This window comes from Mycobacterium lehmannii, assembly GCF_002245535.1.
Lineage (GTDB): Bacteria > Actinomycetota > Actinomycetes > Mycobacteriales > Mycobacteriaceae > Mycobacterium > Mycobacterium lehmannii.
Genome location: NZ_NKCN01000025.1, coordinates 46,964 through 66,655, shown reverse-complemented (window position 1 = coordinate 66,655; position 19,692 = coordinate 46,964). Strand labels below are relative to the sequence as shown.

At 66.7% G+C, this 19,692-nt stretch carries 6 protein-coding genes (1 of these 6 running past the window's edge); 3 read left to right on the top strand and 3 right to left on the bottom strand.

The window, feature by feature from the left end:
• Positions 1-24: 24 nt before the first annotated feature.
• Together CEX87_RS22305 and CEX87_RS22300 are read left to right on the top strand one after the other, a co-directional pair.
• Complete coding sequence (locus CEX87_RS22305; protein WP_064396577.1) at positions 25-969, top strand: cyclopropane mycolic acid synthase family methyltransferase; 945 nt, start codon at positions 25-27, stop codon at positions 967-969.
• A gap of 82 nt (positions 970-1,051) precedes the next feature.
• Positions 1,052-1,927 carry a cyclopropane mycolic acid synthase family methyltransferase gene (locus CEX87_RS22300; RefSeq protein WP_165595690.1) on the top strand — a complete coding sequence of 292 codons (876 nt, stop codon included), beginning with the start codon at positions 1,052-1,054 and terminating at the stop codon, positions 1,925-1,927.
• A gap of 3 nt (positions 1,928-1,930) precedes the next feature.
• Here the strand turns inward: CEX87_RS22300 and CEX87_RS22295 are convergent, their stop codons facing one another.
• A complete protein-coding gene (locus CEX87_RS22295; protein ID WP_064396582.1) occupies positions 1,931-3,181 on the bottom strand; it encodes a KasA/KasB family beta-ketoacyl-ACP synthase in 1,251 nt (416 codons plus the stop codon).
• A 76-nt stretch (positions 3,182-3,257) separates the two neighbouring features.
• Between CEX87_RS22295 and CEX87_RS22290 the strand changes: the two genes are divergently transcribed.
• Entirely contained in the window at positions 3,258-3,644 is a 387-nt protein-coding gene (locus CEX87_RS22290) for a DUF2237 family protein (RefSeq protein ID WP_064396583.1), read from the top strand.
• A gap of 148 nt (positions 3,645-3,792) precedes the next feature.
• Here CEX87_RS22290 and CEX87_RS22285 read toward each other — a convergent pair whose 3' ends face one another.
• Positions 3,793-4,557 (bottom strand): methyltransferase domain-containing protein, encoded by a 765-nt coding sequence (locus tag CEX87_RS22285; RefSeq protein WP_094289130.1) that lies wholly within the window; start codon positions 4,555-4,557, stop codon positions 3,793-3,795.
• A protein-coding gene (locus CEX87_RS22280; RefSeq protein WP_094289128.1) for a non-ribosomal peptide synthetase crosses the window boundary here: on the bottom strand, positions 4,554-19,692 show its 3' portion. 14,873 nt of this gene lie beyond the right edge of the window; 15,139 of the gene's 30,012 nt are visible here — the last part of the coding sequence; its start codon lies beyond the right edge, outside the window; it ends in the stop codon at positions 4,554-4,556. Before CEX87_RS22280 ends, CEX87_RS22285 begins: the two co-directional genes overlap by 4 nt.

The window sequence follows — 19,692 nt, the reverse complement described above, 5'->3', positions numbered from 1 at the left end:
TCGATCAGTTTTTAAGGGTGGGCCGTGGTGGGAACCTCAGATACACAGCAGAGCTCGACAGACCAGGCGCAGTCGAAGTGGCTGTCTAAATCCGCATCGCAGACGCGCGGATCGGACAAGGACGAGGTCCAGTTCCATTACGACATCTCCAACGAGTTCTTCAAGCTCTGGCAGGATCCGTCGCAGACCTACAGCTGCGCGTACTTCGAGAAGGACGACTACACGCTGGAGCAGGCACAGCTCGCGAAAGTCGACCTCTCACTGGGCAAGCTGGGTCTGAAGCCCGGAATGACACTGCTCGACATCGGCTGCGGCTGGGGTTCGACGATCCAGCGGGCCGTGGAGAAGTACGACGTCAACGTCATCGGCCTCACGCTGAGCGAGAACCAGAAGCGCCACATCGAGGAGAACCGGTTCGCCAACATCAAGAGCGACCGCAAGATGGAAGTCCGGCTGCAGCCGTGGGAGGAGTTCGAGGGCCGGGTCGACCGGATCGTTTCGATCGGCGCGTTCGAGCACTTCGGCTTCAACAAGTACGACGACTACTTCAAGAAGACCTTCAACTGGATGCCCGACGACGGCGTGATGATGCTACACACGATCATCATTCCCGAGGACGAGGAGATCAAGGCCAAAGGCCTGCCGCTGACCATGTCCCGGGTGAGATTCATCAAGTTCATCATGGACGAGATTTACCCCGGCGGACGTTTGCCGCTGGCCTCGATGGTGCGCGAGCACGCAAACAAGGCCGGCTACACGGTCACGCGTGAACAGCACCTGCAGTCGCACTACGTCAAGACGCTCGATACCTGGGCAGCGAACCTCGAGGCCAAGAAGGACGAGGCGATCGAGATCACCTCCGAGCAGATTTACGAGCGCTTCCGCAAATACCTGACCGGTTGTGCCGATCTTTTCCGCGACGGCTACACCGATGTCGCTCAGTTCACGTGCGAGAAGGCGGCTGCTTAGCCGGGTTAGGAAAAATGCGATATAAAGCTTGGTCGTTACGGGGTCGTCGGGGTCACGTAACCGCATAGGAGGCCAAAGGAAGATGTCGGATAGTTCGGGGACGACGATGAAGGTGGCGTACGAGGACGTTCAAGCCCACTACGACCTTTCGAACGACTTCTTCGGCCTCTTCCAGGATCCGACGCGGACCTACAGCTGTGCGTACTACGAACGCGACGACATGTCCCTCGAGGAAGCGCAGTACGCCAAGATCGACCGCGCGCTCGCCAAGCTTGACCTGAAACCCGGGATGACGCTGCTCGACGTCGGCTGCGGCTGGGCCTCGGTGATGAAACGCGCGATCGAGACCTACGACGTCAACGTCATCGGGCTGACGCTGAGCCGTAACCAGCACGCACTCGGCCAGCAGATTCTCGACGCCGTCGAGACCGAACGCTCCCGGCGGGTGCTGCTCAAGGGCTGGGAGGAGTTCGACGAGCCGGTCGACCGCATCGTGTCCATCGAGGCATTCGAGGCGTGGCCCAAGACGAAGTACAAGGCGTTCTTCGACACGTGCCACCGCGTCATGCCCGCCGACGGCCGGATGGTGCTGCAGACGATCATGGGGCACCCGCTCAAGCGCTGGCCTGAGCTGGGCATTCCGATCGTGATGTCGGACCTGAAGTTCATGCGGTTCATCGCCAAGGAGATCTTCCCCGGCGGCGCCGTGCCGTGCGACGAGGACGTCTACGAGTTCGCGGGGAACGCCGGCTTCACTGTCGCCGACTTCGACGACATGACCCCGCACTACGTGCGCACCCTGGACACGTGGGCCGAAAAGCTCGAGGCCGCCAAGGATCAGGCGATCGCGGTGACGTCGCAGGAGGTCTACGACCGCTACATGAAGTACCTGCGCGGCTGCTCGGACTTCTTCAGCCGCAACGTCAGCTACGTCGGACAGTTCACGCTGACCAAATAGCCGTTAGTAGGCGCCGAACACCAACGACACGTTGTAGCCGCCGAGGCCGAACGAGTTGGTGACCGCGTAGCGGTAGTCGGCGCGGCGCGGGCCTTCGGCGACCACGTCGAGGTCGATCTGCGGGTCGAGGTCCTTGAGGTTGAGTGTGGGCGGAACGAGCCCGTCGCGCAGCGCCTGCACCGTCAACACAGCCTCGATCGCACCGGCCGATCCCAGGGAATGCCCCAGCGCCGCTTTGGGCGCGTACACCGCGGGTGAGTGGTCACCGAGCGCCTTGCGGATGGCCCTGGCCTCGGCCAGGTCGCCGTGGACCGTGCCAGTGGCGTGGGCGTTGATGTGGTCGATGTCGGTCGGGTTGAGGCCGGCCAGTTCGATCGCCCGGGCGATCGCGTCGCTGGCGCGCTCGCCCTCGGGATCGGGTTCGGTGACGTCGTACGCGTCCGAGGTCATGCTCGCGCCCATCAGCCGGGCCAGCGGTTGCGCACCGCGCGCCTTGGCGTGCTCCTCGGTTTCGATGAGCATCAACGCGCCGCCCTCACCGAAAACCATGCCGTCGCGGTCCTTGTCGAAGGGGCGGCAGGCGCCCGCGGGATCGTCGTTGTTGGTCGACAACAGCTCCTGCAGGCTGAACGCCGCAACCGGGACCGCCTCGATGTGGGTCTCGACGCCGCCGCAGATCACCATGTCGGCCTCGCCCAGGACGAGGTGTCGCCAGCCCTGGGCGATGGCCGCGGCGCCCGACGCGTCGGCCATCACCGGCGAGATGATGCCCGCCTTCGCCTTCCGATCCAGTCCGACCGCGGCGGCCGCCCCGTTGGGCATGTACATCTGGATGGTCAGCGGCGACACCGCGCGCAGGCCCTTCTGCCGCCAGAGATCGTGCTGGAGCGGGATCTCCTCGGTGCTGCCGAGCGCGAGGCCGACCGAGACCGCCAGCCGGCGGGTGTCGACGTCGGGGTTGCCCGCGATCTCCCAGAGCCTGCGGCTCAGGACGGTCGACATCTTCTGCATATACGACGTCCGGCGCCGTTCGACGCGGTCCAGGTGCTCGTCGAGATTCTCGAGGATCGCGCCCCCGATGCGGACCGGGGAGTTGAACTCGTCGACGAACCACTTGTCGAGCGCCCGGATGCCGCTTCTGCCCTGCTGGAGCAGCTGCCAGGTCTCTTCGGCGTCGGTGGCCAACGCTGTCGTCGAGGCGACAGCGGTCACGACGATGTCGGGAAATCCGTCGCCAGTCCTGAGCGCGGCCATGCCGGATGCTCCTCGTTCACTCGAATATGTTCGGGTAGTACTGAATATTAGGACCCTCCGAAACGATGGACGACTGGTGGCTGAACTCAATGTGCTCGGCGAGCCGCTTCAGCCGTGCAGTTCTGACCCGCTGACCGGCTTCTACCGGGACGGGTGCTGCTCGACCGGGCCTGAGGATCTCGGCAGCCACACCATCTGCGCGGTGGTGACGGCGGAGTTCCTCCGGCACCAGCGGTCGATCGGCAACGACCTGTCCACCCCGCGACCGGAGTACCGCTTTCCCGGTCTGCGGCCCGGTGATCGCTGGTGCGTGACCGCGGTGAACTGGTTGAAGGCCTATCAGGACGGCTTCGCCGCGCCGGTGGTGCTGGCGTCGACGCACGAACGCACGCTCGAGGTGATTCCGCTGGAGGCGCTGCGCGAACACGCCGTCGACGTGCCCGACGACCTCGGAAGCCTTTGACGCATTCGGTCGACGAGCGACTGATTGCGCATGCCGCGTCGCCATGTCAGACCGGACGTCCGCGGTCTGCAACCCGGTGTCCGTTGGCCCGCTCACAGCGCAATCAATGCACGGCGTTGAACTTCACCGAGAAGATCGCCCGGTCGGGTCAGCTGACTTGACGTCGGCTCGCCACCACGACGGTTGGGCCGAACGGGCGGGTGCGAAATTTGACGGTGATCTCCGGACCGGCGTGGCGCGCGAGCGCACTCAATGCCGACGGACTGTAGGCGCGTAGTGAGCTGATTACCCCGTCGTGCAGCAGCGGCATCAACGGGCAGAACGGCAGCGTCGCTGCCAGCACAACCGCATGCACGGGCGCCGGCGGTCGGCGCAGGTCGATAATCATCAGCTTCTTCGCCGCCCGCGTTCCCTCGGCGAACACAAGTGCGGCCTGTGCGGGTGGCAGGTGATGCAACGACAACGCGAACACGGCGAGGTCGTAAAACCCGTCGGGGGCGTCGATTTCGGTGGCATCCATTTCCCGCACCGTGGCTCGGGGATCACTGCCGAGCCCACCCGCGGCAACAATCCCGACGAAGGAGGGATCGATATCGGTGACCGTGACCCGAGCAGTGGGGTGGCTCTCGAGCACTTTCTCCGACAGCCCGCCAAGGCCCGCTCCCAACTCCAGAATCTTCGGCGAGGAGAACTCGGCCGCCTCGTCGAGCACGACCTTGGCGATCTTGCCGTAGACGCCCAACCGTCGTCGCCGCCCACCGCGGTCGAGGGCCACCACGACCTTTCGTTTCAACTCGTCGACGTCGTCGCGGTCGAGGTACTCGAGCCGATTCGTCTGCAACCGCCGGTCCAACCACGACGCCTCAGGACCGCCGCGGGGCATGTCGACTATGTCGAGTGTGCTATCAGTCATCGCGCTTCCAGTGCCTGCTTGAGTTGTCCGACATACCTGCTGAGCGACTCGCTCGTCAGCATCTCAAGGTGTGAGCAGTCGACAGCGTACGTCGTGACGTCACCCGTGACGTAGGGCTGCCAGGTCCGGACCGGGCATGTCACGTCGTCGTGGCTCGCAGAGAAGACGACCATGTCGCCGTCGAATACCTCGGGAACGTGATCCTGTAAGTACCGCTGATTTTCGCTGAGACACTGAACCATGAACTGCAGCAACTTTTTCGACGGCAGTACGAGCTCGCCCCCCTCGAAATGCCGATAAACCGATTGCACCGCCTCGGCGGAGGTCAGCGGTTCCTCTCGGTACGGGACGTCGATACCGTTCAGTTGCAGGATCTTTCGCAGGATGTCACCCGGTTCGGAGGCTTGCTCCGTCACCATCACTCGGTTCGCGCTGAATGCGTCGTCCAACAGGACCAGGCTCTGAACGACACATCCGCGGCGCTGCAGTTCGACGGCCACGGCATGGGCCACCACACCGCCGAGTGACCAGCCAAGGAGCTTGTAGCGACCGTTGGATTGGAGGGCCTGAATTCTGTCGGCATAACGTGCCGCCATTTCGGAAATGGTTCGGGGCACCGTTTCGCCTTCAGGCGCGGCCTGGTTGATACCGATTATCGGGCAGTCCAGATGATCGGCGAGGATCCGATATACCCAGCTGAGTCCGAATCCTCCGTGAATGCAGCACAGCGGCACGCCCACACCATCTTTGAGTACCTCGACGGGCACGACCTCCGCAACGCTGTCCAGAGTCCCCAGTTGCCGGCTCAGGCCACGGACCGACGGTGCGTGGAACATCGTGCGCACCGCCAGGTCAGTGTCTAGCTCGGAATTGATCGCTGCGACAACGCGGATCGCGCCCAGCGAGTCGCCGCCGAGGTCGAAGAACGAGTCGTCAACGCCGACCCGTTCGAGGCCCAGGATCCGGGCGTAGATGTCACCGATGACCATCTCGGTGGCCGTTTCCGGCGCCCGGTAGGCCTTGGCCCCCTGGTATTCGGGCGGAGGTAGGGCGCGGACGTCGAGTTTGCCGTTAACGGTCAGCGGCAACGCGTCGACGACCACGATGGCAGCCGGCACCATGTAGCTTGGCAAGCGCTCGGCGAGTACGCGTCGGACGTGTGCGGGATCGATTGTAACCGAGGCACATTCGGTCACATAGCCGACGAGGCGGTCGTCGCGTGCAACCACCGCAGCTTGCTCCACGCCGACGACCTCGGCGAGCGCCGCCTCGATCTCACCTGGTTCGATGCGGTGGCCGCGGATCTTGACCTGTTCGTCGGCGCGCCCGAGGTAGCGCAGTTGCCCGTCGACGCCCCACCGGACGACATCACCGGTGCGGTACATCCGTCGCCCCGATGCTCCCGCGTCGGCGAACGGACAGGCCACGAATCGTGAGGCGGTCAATCCGGCACGGTTCACATATCCGCAGGCCAGCCCGTCACCGGCCACATACAGCTCGCCGACCACGCCCGGAAGCACCGGCCGCAGCCAGTTGTCGAGGACGAAGAACGCCGCTCCCGAAATCGGTGCACCGATGGGTACCTCGTGCGATCCCGCCCTTAGCGGCGCGCTGAATGACGTGTACCACGTCTCCGTGGGGCCGTAGCCGTTCACCATCAGCCGACCATCCGCCCACCGATCGACGAGGTTGGCTGGACAGGCCTCCCCTGCCACCACCAACGCCACCCCGTCGAGGCCGTCGGCGGAGAGCAAGCTTGCGGCCGACGGTGTCTGGTTCAACACGCTGACCTCTTCGTCGACCAGCAGCGCGTGGAAGTCCCGTGGCGACGATGCCACCTCCTCGGGGACGACCACCAGTCGACCGCCACGCAGAAGAGCGCCGAATATCTCCCACACCGACACGTCGAAGGCGAGCGAATGCCACTGTGTCCACACCCCCGCCGGTGGCAGGCCGTCGTCGCTTGCCTGCACCAGCTGGGTCACCGTGCGGTGGGCGACGGCCACCCCTTTGGGAAGTCCGGTGGTTCCGGAGGTGTAGATGACGTAGGCAAGGTCGTCGGCGGCGGGCAGCGGTAGCGCGGAACAGGGATGGACGTCGACGCAGGGCCCGGCGACATCGATGACCGGCATGTTGCGGCCGCCCAGCCGTGCGGCAAGCCCGGCCCGGGTGATCGAGGCGATCGGCGCGGCGTCTGCGAGCATGAACTCGAGGCGCGCGTCGGGATGCGCGGGATCGATCGGCAGGTAGGCCGCACCCGTCTTGAGTACCGCGAGAATGGCCACGACCGCCTCGGCGGAACGCTCCAGAAGCAGCGCTACCGACTCGCCCGTCCGCGCACCCACGCTGATCAGCTTGTGCGCCAGCCGGTTCGAATCGTCGTCCAGTCGTCGGTACGTCATCGACCGACCGCCGCAGCTCAGCGCCTGCGCCTCGGGGGTGCGCGCCACCTGTGCGGCGAACAACGCCGGGATCGACACCTCGGGATGGGCTCCTCGCGCCAACACCGCGCGATTGCCGACCTCGTCCAGCAACGCTTGCTCGTCGGTGTCGAGCAAGCCGATCGACGACATCCGCTGCTGCGGGTCGGCCGTCATGGCCACCAGGACCCGCTCCAGCCGCCGGATCAGGGTTTCGATGGTCGCCGCGTCGAATATGTCGGTGCGGAACTCGACCTCGCCGCGTATCCCGCCGGGCTCGCCGGTGTCGGTCCAGTTCTCGGCCAGGTGGAACACCAGATCCATTCGGGCGGTGCGGATGTCCACCGGCCTCTGGGTGACTTGCACATCACCGAGGCTGAGCCCGGCGGCGTTGCCGTGCTCTCCCAGCACGTTCTGCCAGGCAAGCATCACCTGCACCAGCGGATGATGGGTCAGGCTGCGGGACGAATTGAGCCGGTCCACGAGTAATTCGAATGGCACGTCCTGGTTTTCGTAGGCGGACAGGCTACGCCTACGCACCTGGTCCAGCACTTCGGCCAGCGTCGGATCACCGCCGAGGTCGACCCGCAGAACCAGCGTGTTGACGAAGAATCCGACCAGATCGTCGAGCGCACGGTCGACCCGACCGACGATCGGGAATCCCACGGCGACATCGTTGTTGGCGGTGATCTTGGCCAATAGCACCGCGAGAGCGGACTGAAGCACCATGAAGCTGGTCCCGTTGTGTTTGCGCGCCACCTCGCGGACCAGATTCTGCAAATCGGCCGGCCAGTTCACGGTCACGCTGGCTCCGCCCTGATCGGCCGCCGGTGGATAGGGCCGGTCGGTGGGCAGTTGCAGCCGTTCCGGCAATCCCGCCAGGGCATCCCTCCAGTACGCAAGTTGCCCGGCAATCGGGCTGTCGGCGGCATCGACATCACCGAATTCGCCGCGCTGCCAGAGCGTGTAGTCGGCGTACTGGACCGGCAAGGACGGCCAGTCGGGCGGCTGTCCGCTGCACCGTTTGGCGTACGCCACACCGAGGTCGCGCATCAGCGGGCTCACCGACGAGGCGTCGGCGGCGATGTGGTGCACCGCCGCAGCAAGAATGTGCTCCTGGTCTGAGACACGGAACAGCGCTGCCCTGAGCGGCATTTCGCTGGCCAGATCGAAGGAGTGACGCACTGTGCGCTCGACTGCCTCTTCCAGCGTGGTCGCCGACCAGTTGCGGGCGTCGACGACGTGCCAGCCGTAGTCGGCGCGCTCGGGTGATACCACCAGCTGGTAGGGCACCCCGTCGGTCGCCAGGAACAATGTGCGCAGCGTCTCGTGGCGAGCGACAACGTCGTGCAGTGCCAGGCACAACGCATCGGCATCCAGGCGCCCGGACAGCTCCAGCACCACCGCCATGTTGTAAACCGGTGAGGGACCGTGCAATTGGTCGAGGATCCACAGCCTGCTCTGCGCGAAGGAGAGCGGGACCTCCGCGGGCCGTTCGGCGGACACCAACGGTGCGCGCCGGCCGACCGCCTCGCTCACCCGAGGCGCCAGTTGCGCGACCGTGGGTACGTCGAACAGAGCACGCACGGAGAGCCCGGAATCGAATGCGGAGTTGATCGCCGCGACGGCCCGCATCGCTGACAGCGAATCGCCGCCGAGGTCGAAGAAGGAGTCGTCGACGCCGACCCGCCCGACATTGAGCACCTGCGCGTAGATGTCGGCCACGATCTCCTCGACCGCATTGCCCGGGGCCCGATAACGCTCACCGCCGTACTCGGGGGCCGGCAGGGCGCGGGTGTCGAGCTTGCCGTTGACCGTCAGCGGCAGAACGTCCAACACGACCACGGCTGCCGGAATCATGTACGCCGGCAGCTTTGTGACCAGCTGGTCGCGAATGTCGGACGAGTCTGCCGTCCCGACCACGTAGCCCACGAGGCGTTTGTCGCCGCAGTGGTCCTCGCGAGCGATCACCGCCGCCTGCTCGACGCCGTCCAATTCGACCAGGGCGGTGCGTACCTCACCGAGTTCGATGCGGTAGCCGCGGATCTTGACCTGCTCGTCGGCGCGGCCCAGGTACTGAAGTTGCCCGTCGTCGCCCCACCGCACCAGGTCTCCGGTGCGGTACATCCGGGCGCCCGGCCCACCGAATGGACAGGCGACGAACCGCGCGGCCGTGAGCCCGGACCGCCGCCAGTACCCCTCTCCCACGCCGCGGCCGGCTACGTACAGTTCGCCGACCACGCCGGCCGCCGTCGGCCGCAGCCACCCGTCGAGCACGAACAACGCGGCGCCTGCGACCGGGGCGCCGATCGGCACCGGACCCGGCCCCGGCGTCAACGGCGCGCTGATCGTCGCGTACACCGTCGTTTCGGTGGGCCCGTATGCGTTGATCAGCACCGCGTTCTGCGCCCAGCGCTCGACCAACTCCACCGGGCAGGCCTCCCCGGCGACCACCAACGCTGTCGACTCCAGTCCCTCGGGCGAGAGCATTGCGGCCGCCGAGGGGGTTTGGCTGAGCACGCCCACGTCTTCGGCCAGCAGCAACTCGCGCAGGTCTTCCGATGACGCCGCCACCAGGTCGGGGACCACGACCAGCCGGCCGCCGCGCAGCAGGGCGCCCCAGATCTCCCACACCGAGACGTCGAAGACCAACGAATGCCATTGCGTCCAGACCGCCGTCAGCGGCAGGCCGAGGTCCAGTGAATCAAGGTGCTGCGTGACGTTACGGTGCGAGATGGCAACACCTTTGGGCACACCAGTGGTGCCGGAGGTGTAGATGATGTAGGCCAGATCGTCGGGTGCCGGCGGTCTTAGCGCCTCGCTCGGTTGCGCGTCGATCGCGGGGTCGTGCACATCGATGGTGGGCGACCCCAACCCGCCGAGCCGATCGACCAGTCCGGCAGACGTCACCGTGGCGATCGGCGTGGCGTCTTCAATCATGAACCTGATTCGGTTCGGCGGTAGCGCGGGGTCGATCGGCAGGTAGGCCGCACCGGCCTTGAGCGTCGCGAGTATCGACACGATCGCTTCGGCCGACCTCTCCAGCAGCAGTGCCACGCACTGCCCCGGTCCGGCACCATGCTCAATCAGCAAGCGCGCGAACCGGTTCGACGCATCGTGGAGCTCGTCGTAGGTCCACGAGCGCGTTTCGTCACTCAGGGCGACCGCATCAGGTGTGCGCGCGACCTGCGCGACCCACAGAGCCGGAATCGACGCGAGCGTCGCAGGCTGATGCAACACCTCGCGGTTACCGAACCGGTCGAGCTGGGCGTGTTCGGCGGCATCGAGTGCATCCATCGACGACAGCCTTCGGGTGGGATCGGCGGTCATCTCCTCGAGCACCCACTGCAGGCGTCGCATGAGCGCGTCGACTCGGGTCGTGTCGAACAAATCGGCGTCGAACTCGATGCGCAACCGCAACTCCTCGGCCGACCGTGCCTGCAGCATCAGAGGATAATGCGTGGACTCGGTGCCGACGATTTCGGTGATCGCCAACTCGGTCACGTCTGCCAGGGCGCTGGTGTCGACGGGGTAGTTCTCGTACACGAACAGGGTGTCGAACAACTGGTCGCAGCCGGTGACTTTGTGAATCTCGTTGAGCGCTAGATGGTGGTGCTCGAGGGTGTCGACGTGGGCCCGTTGCAGTTGGTCGAGCAGGTCGCCGACGGTGGTCGCTGCGTTGGCGTCCGCGCGCACCGGCACCGTGTTGATCAACAGCCCGACCATCGTTTCGGCCCCGACCACTTCGGTGGGTCGCCCGGAAACCGCGGCACCGAACACGACGTCGTGGTGGCCGGTCGCCGACATCAGCACCTGCGCCCAGGCGGCCTGCAGTACGATGTTGACCGTGGTGCGTTGCGCGCGCGCGAAATTGTTGAGGGCGCGGGTGTTTCGTGCCGGCAGCGAGATCGAGGCGGTGCCCCGCGGCCCCGGCGTCAGTCGGCCCGGTGAACCGACCAGGGTGGGTGTGTCGAAACCGGCCAGCACTTCGCGCCAGGCGGCACGGGCCGCGTCGATGTCCTGTTCGGCCAGCCACGCGACGAAGTTCCGGTACGGCGTCGCCGCGGGCAACCGCTGCCCGTAGTAGGCGGCGAAGAGCTCCTGCATCAGGACCGGCAACGACCAGCCGTCGAGCACGATGTGGTGATTGGTGAGCACGAACCGGTGCCTGTCCGGCGCGACGCGGATCAACGCCGCTCGGAAGGCCGGCGGCCGGGTGAGGTCGCAGACCGCGGCGCGTTCCTCGGTGCGCACCTCCTCGACGTGATCACCGGGGTTTCGGCCGTTGTGGGTGAGGTCGATGTACCGCCAGGCCGGTGCCGGGTCGGCCGGGATGATCTGCACCGGTTCGTCGAATTGCCCGCAGAATCGCGCGGCGAGGTTGGGGTGGCGGATGGCGACGTTATGCACCGCGTCGCGGAGCCGGTCGCGGTCGAGTGGGCCGGATATCGCGACGTCGAGCTGCATCGCGTAGACGTCGTCGGCCGCGTTTGTCGTGGTGCTGGCGTGGAAGAGCAGCCCCTGTTGCAGTGGGGTCAGCGGCAGGATGTCGGCGATGCGCTCGTGCGCCTCTAGCTCGTCGATCTGGTCTTGGCTGAGCCGGGCGGGGGCGATGTCGGAAGGCGTGCGCCCACCGCCGCCACTCGCGGCATGAGCGCAGATGCCGCGCAACGCTTGGAAGAACAGCATGCCGAACCTGCCGGCTTCGGCGTGGTCCAGCGCTGAGCGCGCGAACGTCCAGTTGGCCCGCAGAGTAGGACCCTCGGCGGTTTCGACGGCTGCGGCGTTGAGTTCGAGGGTGTGGGCCAACGGCATGGGTACGGCTGCGGCGGCTTCGGCCAGTGTCAAGCCGTCGTGGCTGACACTCCACATCTCCTGGGACAGCTGCGCAGCGCCAGCACCGAGGCGACCGAGGTAGTTGAACCCGAGCGACGGGTCGGGGCCGGCCAGGTCCACCTCGGGGTTGAGGTAACGCAGTAACCCGTAAGTGAGCGGATCTGGGTGGGTGCGCAGTTGCTCCTTGAGGTCTTTGACCACCGCTCCCAGTGTTGCGTCTCCGGCGGTCACGTCCTGCCAGTTCAGCTTCCGCACTGTCAGCGCGACGGGATGTTTCGTGGTGAACCATCCCACCGTGCGGGACAGGTCGACATCCTGGGCGAGGTGTTCGTGGCGGCCGTGGCCCTCGACGTCGATGCCGACCGACGCTGGGCTGCCGACGAATTCGGCGCACGCCAGCGCGTACGCGATCAACAGGATGTCGGAGATGCCCGCGTGGAACGCGGCAGGCGCCTTAACGAGCAACGCGCGGGTGCTGGCGACGTCCAGCGACAGAGACAGATGCCCGGCGTCAGCGTAGGTGTCGACCTCGGGTGCGGGAGCGGGCAGCGCGGGGTCGGTGGCGGTGATCTGCCGCCAGGCCTCCGCGTGGGCCAGGGTTGCTGCATCCTGGGCATGGTCGGCCAGCCGGGCAGCCCACTGCCGGAACGAGGTGCCGGTCGGCGCCAGCGCGATGGCTTGGCCGTTGTGGTGTTGAGCCCACGCGATGTTGATGTCTTCGATGAGAATCGGCCACGAAACCGCGTCGACTCCGAGGTGGTGAATGCTCAATGCCAGTTGTCCGGTGGACGGCACCCACAGCGCCGTCAGCATCTTTCCCGCGGCCGGACTGAGTTGCGCACAAAGGCTTTTCATCGCCGATTCGGTCAGTTCGTCGGTCATGTGCAGACAGTCCATGGACTGCACCGACCCCGGCGCGGGAACGATCATCTGGCCGTCGTCTGCGACGTGCAACCGCAGCATGGCGTGCCGGTCCAGCAGCGCCTGCAACAGCATGACGACGTCGGCGTCGGTGACTCCCGCGGGCGCCTGCAACACCATCGTCTGGTTGAACTGGTCGACCGGGCCGTCGACCTCGCGGAGCCAGGCCATGATCGGGGTGGGCTGCACGGGTCCGGTGCCGTCATCGACCGTGGCGGCCGCGCCGTCCGCGGCATCGGCGACCCGGGCGAGCCGCGCCACCGTCTGCTCGACGAAGACATCACGCGGCCGACACCGAAGCCCCGCGGCCCGGGCGCGGGCCACCACTTGCATCGACAGAATGCTGTCGCCACCCAGATCGAAGAACGAGTCGTCGACACCTATCCGCTCCAACCCGAGCACCTGCGCGTAGATGCCGGCCAGCACCTCCTCGACCGCATCGGCCGGGGCGCGGTACTGCGGCGCGCTCTGGTAGTCGGGCGCGGGCAGGGCGCGAGTGTCGAGCTTTCCGTTGACCGTCAACGGGATCGCATCGACCGCAACCACCGCGGCAGGCACCATGTAGGCAGGCAACCGCTCGGCCAGCGCGGTGCGCGCCGCGGCGGGGATGGCGGTGCCGGTGGTGTAGCCGACCAGACGCTTGTCGCCGGGGCGGTCCTCGCGGACGACGACCGCTGCCTGTTCGACGCCGTCGACTTCGGCCAGCGCGCTTTGGATTTCACCGAGTTCGACGCGGAATCCGCGGATCTTCACCTGCTCGTCGGCGCGGCCAAGATATTGCAGTTGGCCGTCGGCGCGCCAGCACACCAGATCCCCGGTGCGGTACATGCGTATGCCGGGCCGGCCGAACGGGCAGGCCAGGAACCGTCCCGCAGTGAGCCCGGCCCGGCCGAGGTAACCCATTGCCACGCCTCGACCTGCCACGTACAACTCGCCGACGACGCCCGCCGGCACCGGCCGCAGCCACTCGTCGAGCACGAACAACGCCGCGGTCGGGACCGGCGCACCGATCGGCGCGGCCCCCGACCCGGCACTCAGCGCACGGCTCATCGTCACATAGACCGTGGCCTCGGTCGGCCCGTAGGCGTTGATCACCACCCGGCCCGGTGCCCACCGATCGACCACCTCGGCGGGACACACCTCACCGCCGAGCAGCACTGCCACCCCTTCGAGCCCCAACGGATTCAATGCGGCAACAGCGGAGGGGGTTTGGGTCAGCACGTTGACCCGTTCACGCACTAACAGCTCGTGGAAGTCGTCGGGCGAAGCGGTGATCGCTTCGGGGACGATCACCAGTCGTCCGCCGCCGAGCAGCGCCGCCCAGACTTCCCACACCGAGAAGTCGAAGCCGTACGAGTGACACTGTGTCCAGACCTGCCGGGTAGGTAGGGCCGTGGGTGTCGACTCGGCCAGATGAGCCAGGTTCTGGTGGGTGATCGCCACACCTTTGGGGGCGCCGGTCGTGCCCGACGTGTAGATCAGGTAGGCGATGTCATCGACCGCAGGCGACGGCAGCGGTGCGCACGGGTATTCGGTGACGGCGGGGTCGTCGACGTCGACCACCGCGACGTCGCTTGCCGTCAACAGTTCGGCAAGCGTGGCCGTGGTCAGGACCGCGATCGGCTCGGCGTCGGCCAGTAGGAATTCCCGGCGCGCGGACGGCAGTGCCGGATCGATCGGCAGGTACGCCGCCCCGGCTTTGAGCACCGCCACCATGGCGACGATCGCTTCGCAGCATCGCTCGAACAGCAGCGCGACACGCGAGCCGGGTTCGACTCCGCGCTCGCTGAGCAGGTACGCCAACCTATTCGACGCGTCGTCGAGGTCGCGGTAGGTCAGCGCGCGGTCCGCGCCACTGACCGCCACCGCATTCGGGTGACGCCTCACATGTTCGGAGAACAACTCCGGGACCGACCGCGACGGCGGTGCGGCTGCGTTCAGCATCCGCCGATTGCCCAGCTCTGCCAGTCGGTGGTGCTCGGAGGGCTCGAGGAGGTCCACCGCGGAGACGCGGCGGTGGGGATCGGCGGTCATCGTCGTCAACACCCGCTCGAAGCGGCCGACGAGCGCCTGGATGCTGGTGGCATCGAAGATGTCGGTGCGGAACTCGACCGCTCCCCGAATGCCGTCCGGCAGACCGGAATCAGTGAAGTGCTCCGACAGTGAGAACGTCAGATCCATTCTGGCAGTGTGGGTTTCGACGGGTAGTTGCTTGACGTCCAGGTCGCCCAGCGTCAAGGCGGCCGCGTGATCACCGCCGAGGCCGGGCAGGTTCTGCCAGGCCAACAACACCTGAACCAGCGGGTGGTGCGCCAGTGACCGCATCGGGTTGAGCCGCTCTACCAGCAACTCGAACGGCACCTCCTGGTGGTCGAACGCCGCCAGACTGCGCTGCCGCACCTGGTCGAGCAGTTCGGCGAAGCTGGGGTCGCCGGTCAAATCGACCCGCAACACCAACGTGTTGACGAAGAAGCCGATCAGCTCGTCGAGGGCGGGATCACTGCGCCCCGCAATCGGGAAGCCAACCGCCACATCGGGGTTCGCGCTCAGCCGCGACAACAGCACCGCCAGTCCGGCCTGCATCACCATGAAAGTGGTCGCGTTGTACTCCGCGGCCGTTTCGCGCACCCGTTGCTGCAGCTCCGCGGGCCAGTGCACCGTCATGACGGCGCCGCGCTGATCGGCGAGCGCTGGATAGGGTCGGTCCGTCGGCAGCTGCAGGCGCTCGGGCAGGCCCGTCAACGCCTGTTGCCAGTGCTCCAGTTGCGCGGCGATCGGACTGTCGCTGTCGTCGAGGTCACCGAATCGCGCACGCTGCCACATCGTGTAGTCGACGTATTGCACGGGGAGCGGCGCCCACCCGGGAGCGTCTCCGTGTCGGCGTGCCTCGTAGGCAACGCCCAGGTCGCGTATCAGCGGGCCCAACGACCAGCCGTCGGCGGCGATGTGGTGCACCACGCCGACCAACACATGGTCGTCGTCGCTGATACGAAAGACGCTGGCACGCAGCGGGATATGCGTAGACAGGTCGAACGGCTGAGCCGCCGCGCCGCCGATGGCCGCCATCAGCCTGTCTTCCGACCATCCGCCGGCCTCGACGACCTGCCAGCCCACATCGGCGCACCCGGCGGCAAGGACCAGCTGTTGCGCGGTGCCGTCGGGCGCCACGAACAGCGTGCGCAGGCTTTCGTGGCGGTCCACCACGTCACCCAGTGCGGCGCGTAGTGCGTCGCCATCGAGGTGACCGCGCAGCCGCAACGCCACCACCATGTGGTAAACCGGTGAGGGACCGTGCAATTGGTCGATCACCCACAGCCGGCTCTGGGCGAACGACAGCGGAACGACAGCGGGTCGCTCACCGGCGACCAACGGCGGGCGACCACCCGCGCAGCGGCTCAGGCGTGGCGCCAGCCCACCGATCGTCGGCGCATCGAACAACGCGCGTACCGGGAGGTTGGCGTCCAGGCCGGCATTGATCGCGGCGACGACCCGCATCGCCGACATCGAGTCGCCGCCGAGGTCGAAGAATGAGTCGTCGACACCCACGCGGTCGAGCCCGAGCACACGGGCATAGATACCGGCCAGCATCTCCTCGATGGGGTTGGCTGGAGCGCGATAGCGATCGGCGTCGACATATTCGGGGGCCGGCAACGCGGCGGTGTCGAGCTTGCCGTTCACCGTGACCGGCAACCCGTCGAGCACCACCACCGCCGCGGGCACCATGTAGTTCGGTAACCGGTCGGCCAACGCCGCACGCGCCGCGCCCGCATCCACCGCACCGGTCACATACCCCACCAGCCGCTTGTCTCCGGGGCGGTCCTCGCGCGCGATCACCACCGATTGCTGCACCCCGGCCAGCCCGGCCAGCGCCGCCTGCACCTCGCCCAGTTCGATGCGGTAACCGCGGATCTTGACCTGCTCATCGGAGCGCCCGAGATACTGCAACTGACCGTCTGGACGCCAACACACCAGATCCCCGGTGCGATACATCCGCTGCCCCCCGCAGGCGAACGGACACGCCACGAACCGCGACGCGGTCAACCCCGCCCGACGCCAATACCCCACGCCCACACCGCTGCCCGCGACGTACAACTCCCCGACCACACCGGGAAGCACCGGCCGCAACCACCCGTCGAGGACAAACAACGCCGCTCCTCTGACAGGTGAGCCGATAGGCGGCGCACCCGAACCCGGCGTCAGAGGCGCGCTCTTGGAGAGCCACATCGTGGTTTCGGTGGGACCATAGACGTTGAGCATCACCCGGCCCGGCGCCCACCGGTCCACCAACTCGGCGGGGCAAGCCTCAGCGCCGATGACCAACGCGGTGGAGCCCAGGCCTTCGGGCGTGATTCCCCTCACGGCAGAGGGTGTCTGGGTAAGCACGCTGACGTGTTCGTACCGCAACAGTGCGTGGAAGTCTTCCGGCGCATGGGCCACGGTCTCGGGCACGATGACGAGTCGCCCACCATGCAGCAGTGCGCCCCAAATCTCCCACACCGAGAAGTCGAACGCATAGGAGTGGAACTGCGTCCACACCTGTGCCGGTGACAACTCCAGGCCGGTGTCGAGTCGGTCGAACAGTTGCACGACGTTGTACTGAGTGACTGCAACGCCTTTCGGCACACCGGTGGTCCCGGAGGTGTAGATGATGTGCGCGATGTCGTCCGGACGGGGTGCGGGCGGCGCGGTGCTGGGCTGGGTGTCGACGCGCGGGTCGGCGGCGTCGATGACCTCGATGTCACACTCATCGAATCGGTGCGCCAGAGCGGCGGTGGTGACTGCTGCGACCGGCGCGGCGTCCGCGATCATGAACTTGATCCGGGTGGAGGGGTGGGCGGGGTCGATCGGCAGATACGCCGCGCCCGACTTCAGCACCGCGAGGATCGCAAGGATGGCCTCGGGGCAGCGCGAAAATAGCAGCGCCACAGACTGGCCCGGGCGAGCACCGTGTTCGGCAAGCAGGTGGGCCAGGCGGTTGGACGCCTCGTCGAGTTCCCGGTACGACCACGCAGACTCGCCGCAGTTCACCGCGATCGCATCAGGGGTGCGAGTCACCTGGGCAGCGAACACAGCCGGAATCGATGACGGCGTCCCCACCGGTTGCGTCAGCACCGCGCGGTTACCCATCAGGTCCAAGCGGGCATGCTCGTCGGCGTCGAGCAGGTCGATCGACAAGAGCTGCCGCGCCGGGTCGGCGGTCATCGCGACCAGCACCTGCTGCAGACGCCCGATCAGCGTGCCCACTCCGGCCGGGTCGAACACCTCGATGTCATACTCGAGCCGAAGCGCGAGTTCGCGCCCCGGCATGGCCTGCAGCGTCAGCGGATAGTCGTTGCGCTCGCGGGTGCTGAACTCGGTGACGGCCAGCCCGTCGAAGTCGAGCAAATCCGCCGTGTCGACCGGGTAGTTCTCGTAGACGAAGAGCGTGTCGAACAACTGGTCCAGCCCGGTGATCCGGTGGATCTCGGCAAGCGAAAGATGCTGGTGCTCAAGGGTGTGGGCATGGGCTGTCCGAAGTTGTTTCAGCACATCGGATGCCGTGGTGTCCGGCTTGAAGGTCGCCCGGACGGGCACCGTGTTGATCAACAGCCCGACCATCGACTCCGCGTCCGCAAGGTCAGCCGGACGGCCGGACACCGCAGTGCCGAACGCGACGTCCCGCCGGCCGGTCAACCACGTGAGCAGATGCCCCCAAGCTGCCTGAAGCACGGTGTTGACGGTGGTGTGCTCTGAGCGCGCCAACTCCTCGACGGCACGACTGAGGTGCTCGGACAACCGATGCGACTCAACCCCCCGGCGCCCGTGCCGGCCGGGCGGGGCGACCATGGTCGGCGTGTCGAATCCGACGAGGACTTCGCCCCAGGCCGCCCGCGCCGAATCGATGTCACGCTCTGACATCCAGGTGACGTACCGGCGGAACGATCCGGCGGCCGACAACCGCTGCCCGAAGTAGCTCGCGAACAACTCTTGCGCGAGGATAGGCAGCGACCAGCCGTCGATCACGATGTGGTGGAAGGTCAGTACGCAGCGATGCCGATCCTCGGCGAGGCGAATCAGCGCCGCACGAAACGCCGGTGCGTCGCTGAGACGGCAGACCGCGGCGCGTTCGTCGCCGCAAACCCGCGCGACCCGCTCGTCGGCGTCCTTGCCTGCGAGGTCGAGGTACTGCCAGGCCGGTCGCGCATCGGCGGGGATGATCTGCACCGGTGGGTCGTACTCTCCGCAGAATCGAGCGACCAGGTGCGGATGGCGTGCGGCCACGGCCTGGACCGCCGCTTCCAGGCGATCGCGGTCCAGCCGACCGGTGATCGTGATGTCGAGTTGCATTGCGTACAGGTCGTCACCGCTGCACTGTGCGGTGCTGGCGTGAAAGAGGAGGCCCTGCTGCATCGGGGTCAGCGGGAGGATGTCCGCGGGGCGGAATTGCGTCTCGAGCCGGTCGATTTGGTGCTGGTTGAGCCGGGCGGGCGTGATGTCCGAAGAGGTCAGCCCGCCGCCGCCCTCCCGGACGTAGGCGCAGATGCCGCTGAGTGCGTCGAAGAACAGGTCGCTGAGACGGGTTACGTCGGCCTGGTTGACGGCTGACTGGGCCCATGCCCACTTCGCCTGCAGCTGCGGTCCCGCGTCGGTGTCGACGGTCGCGGCGTTGAGCTCGACGGTGTGGGACAGCGACATGGGAATGGCGGCAGAAATGTCGACGAGCGACAAGTCATCTCTGCTGACCGTCCACAGTTCACCCGCAACTCCGGCCCCAGCGCCACCGAGGCGGCCCAGATAGTTGAATCCGATCGACGGGTCGGTTGCCGGCAGCTCGATCTCGTCGTTGAGGTAACGCAGAAGCCCGTATGACAACCCCTCGGGCAGACTGCGAAGTTGTTCCTTGGCATCTTTTACCACGTTGCCAAGCATGGTGTCGCCGGCCACGGTCTTGTTCCAGGCCATCTCCGGAATAACTAGG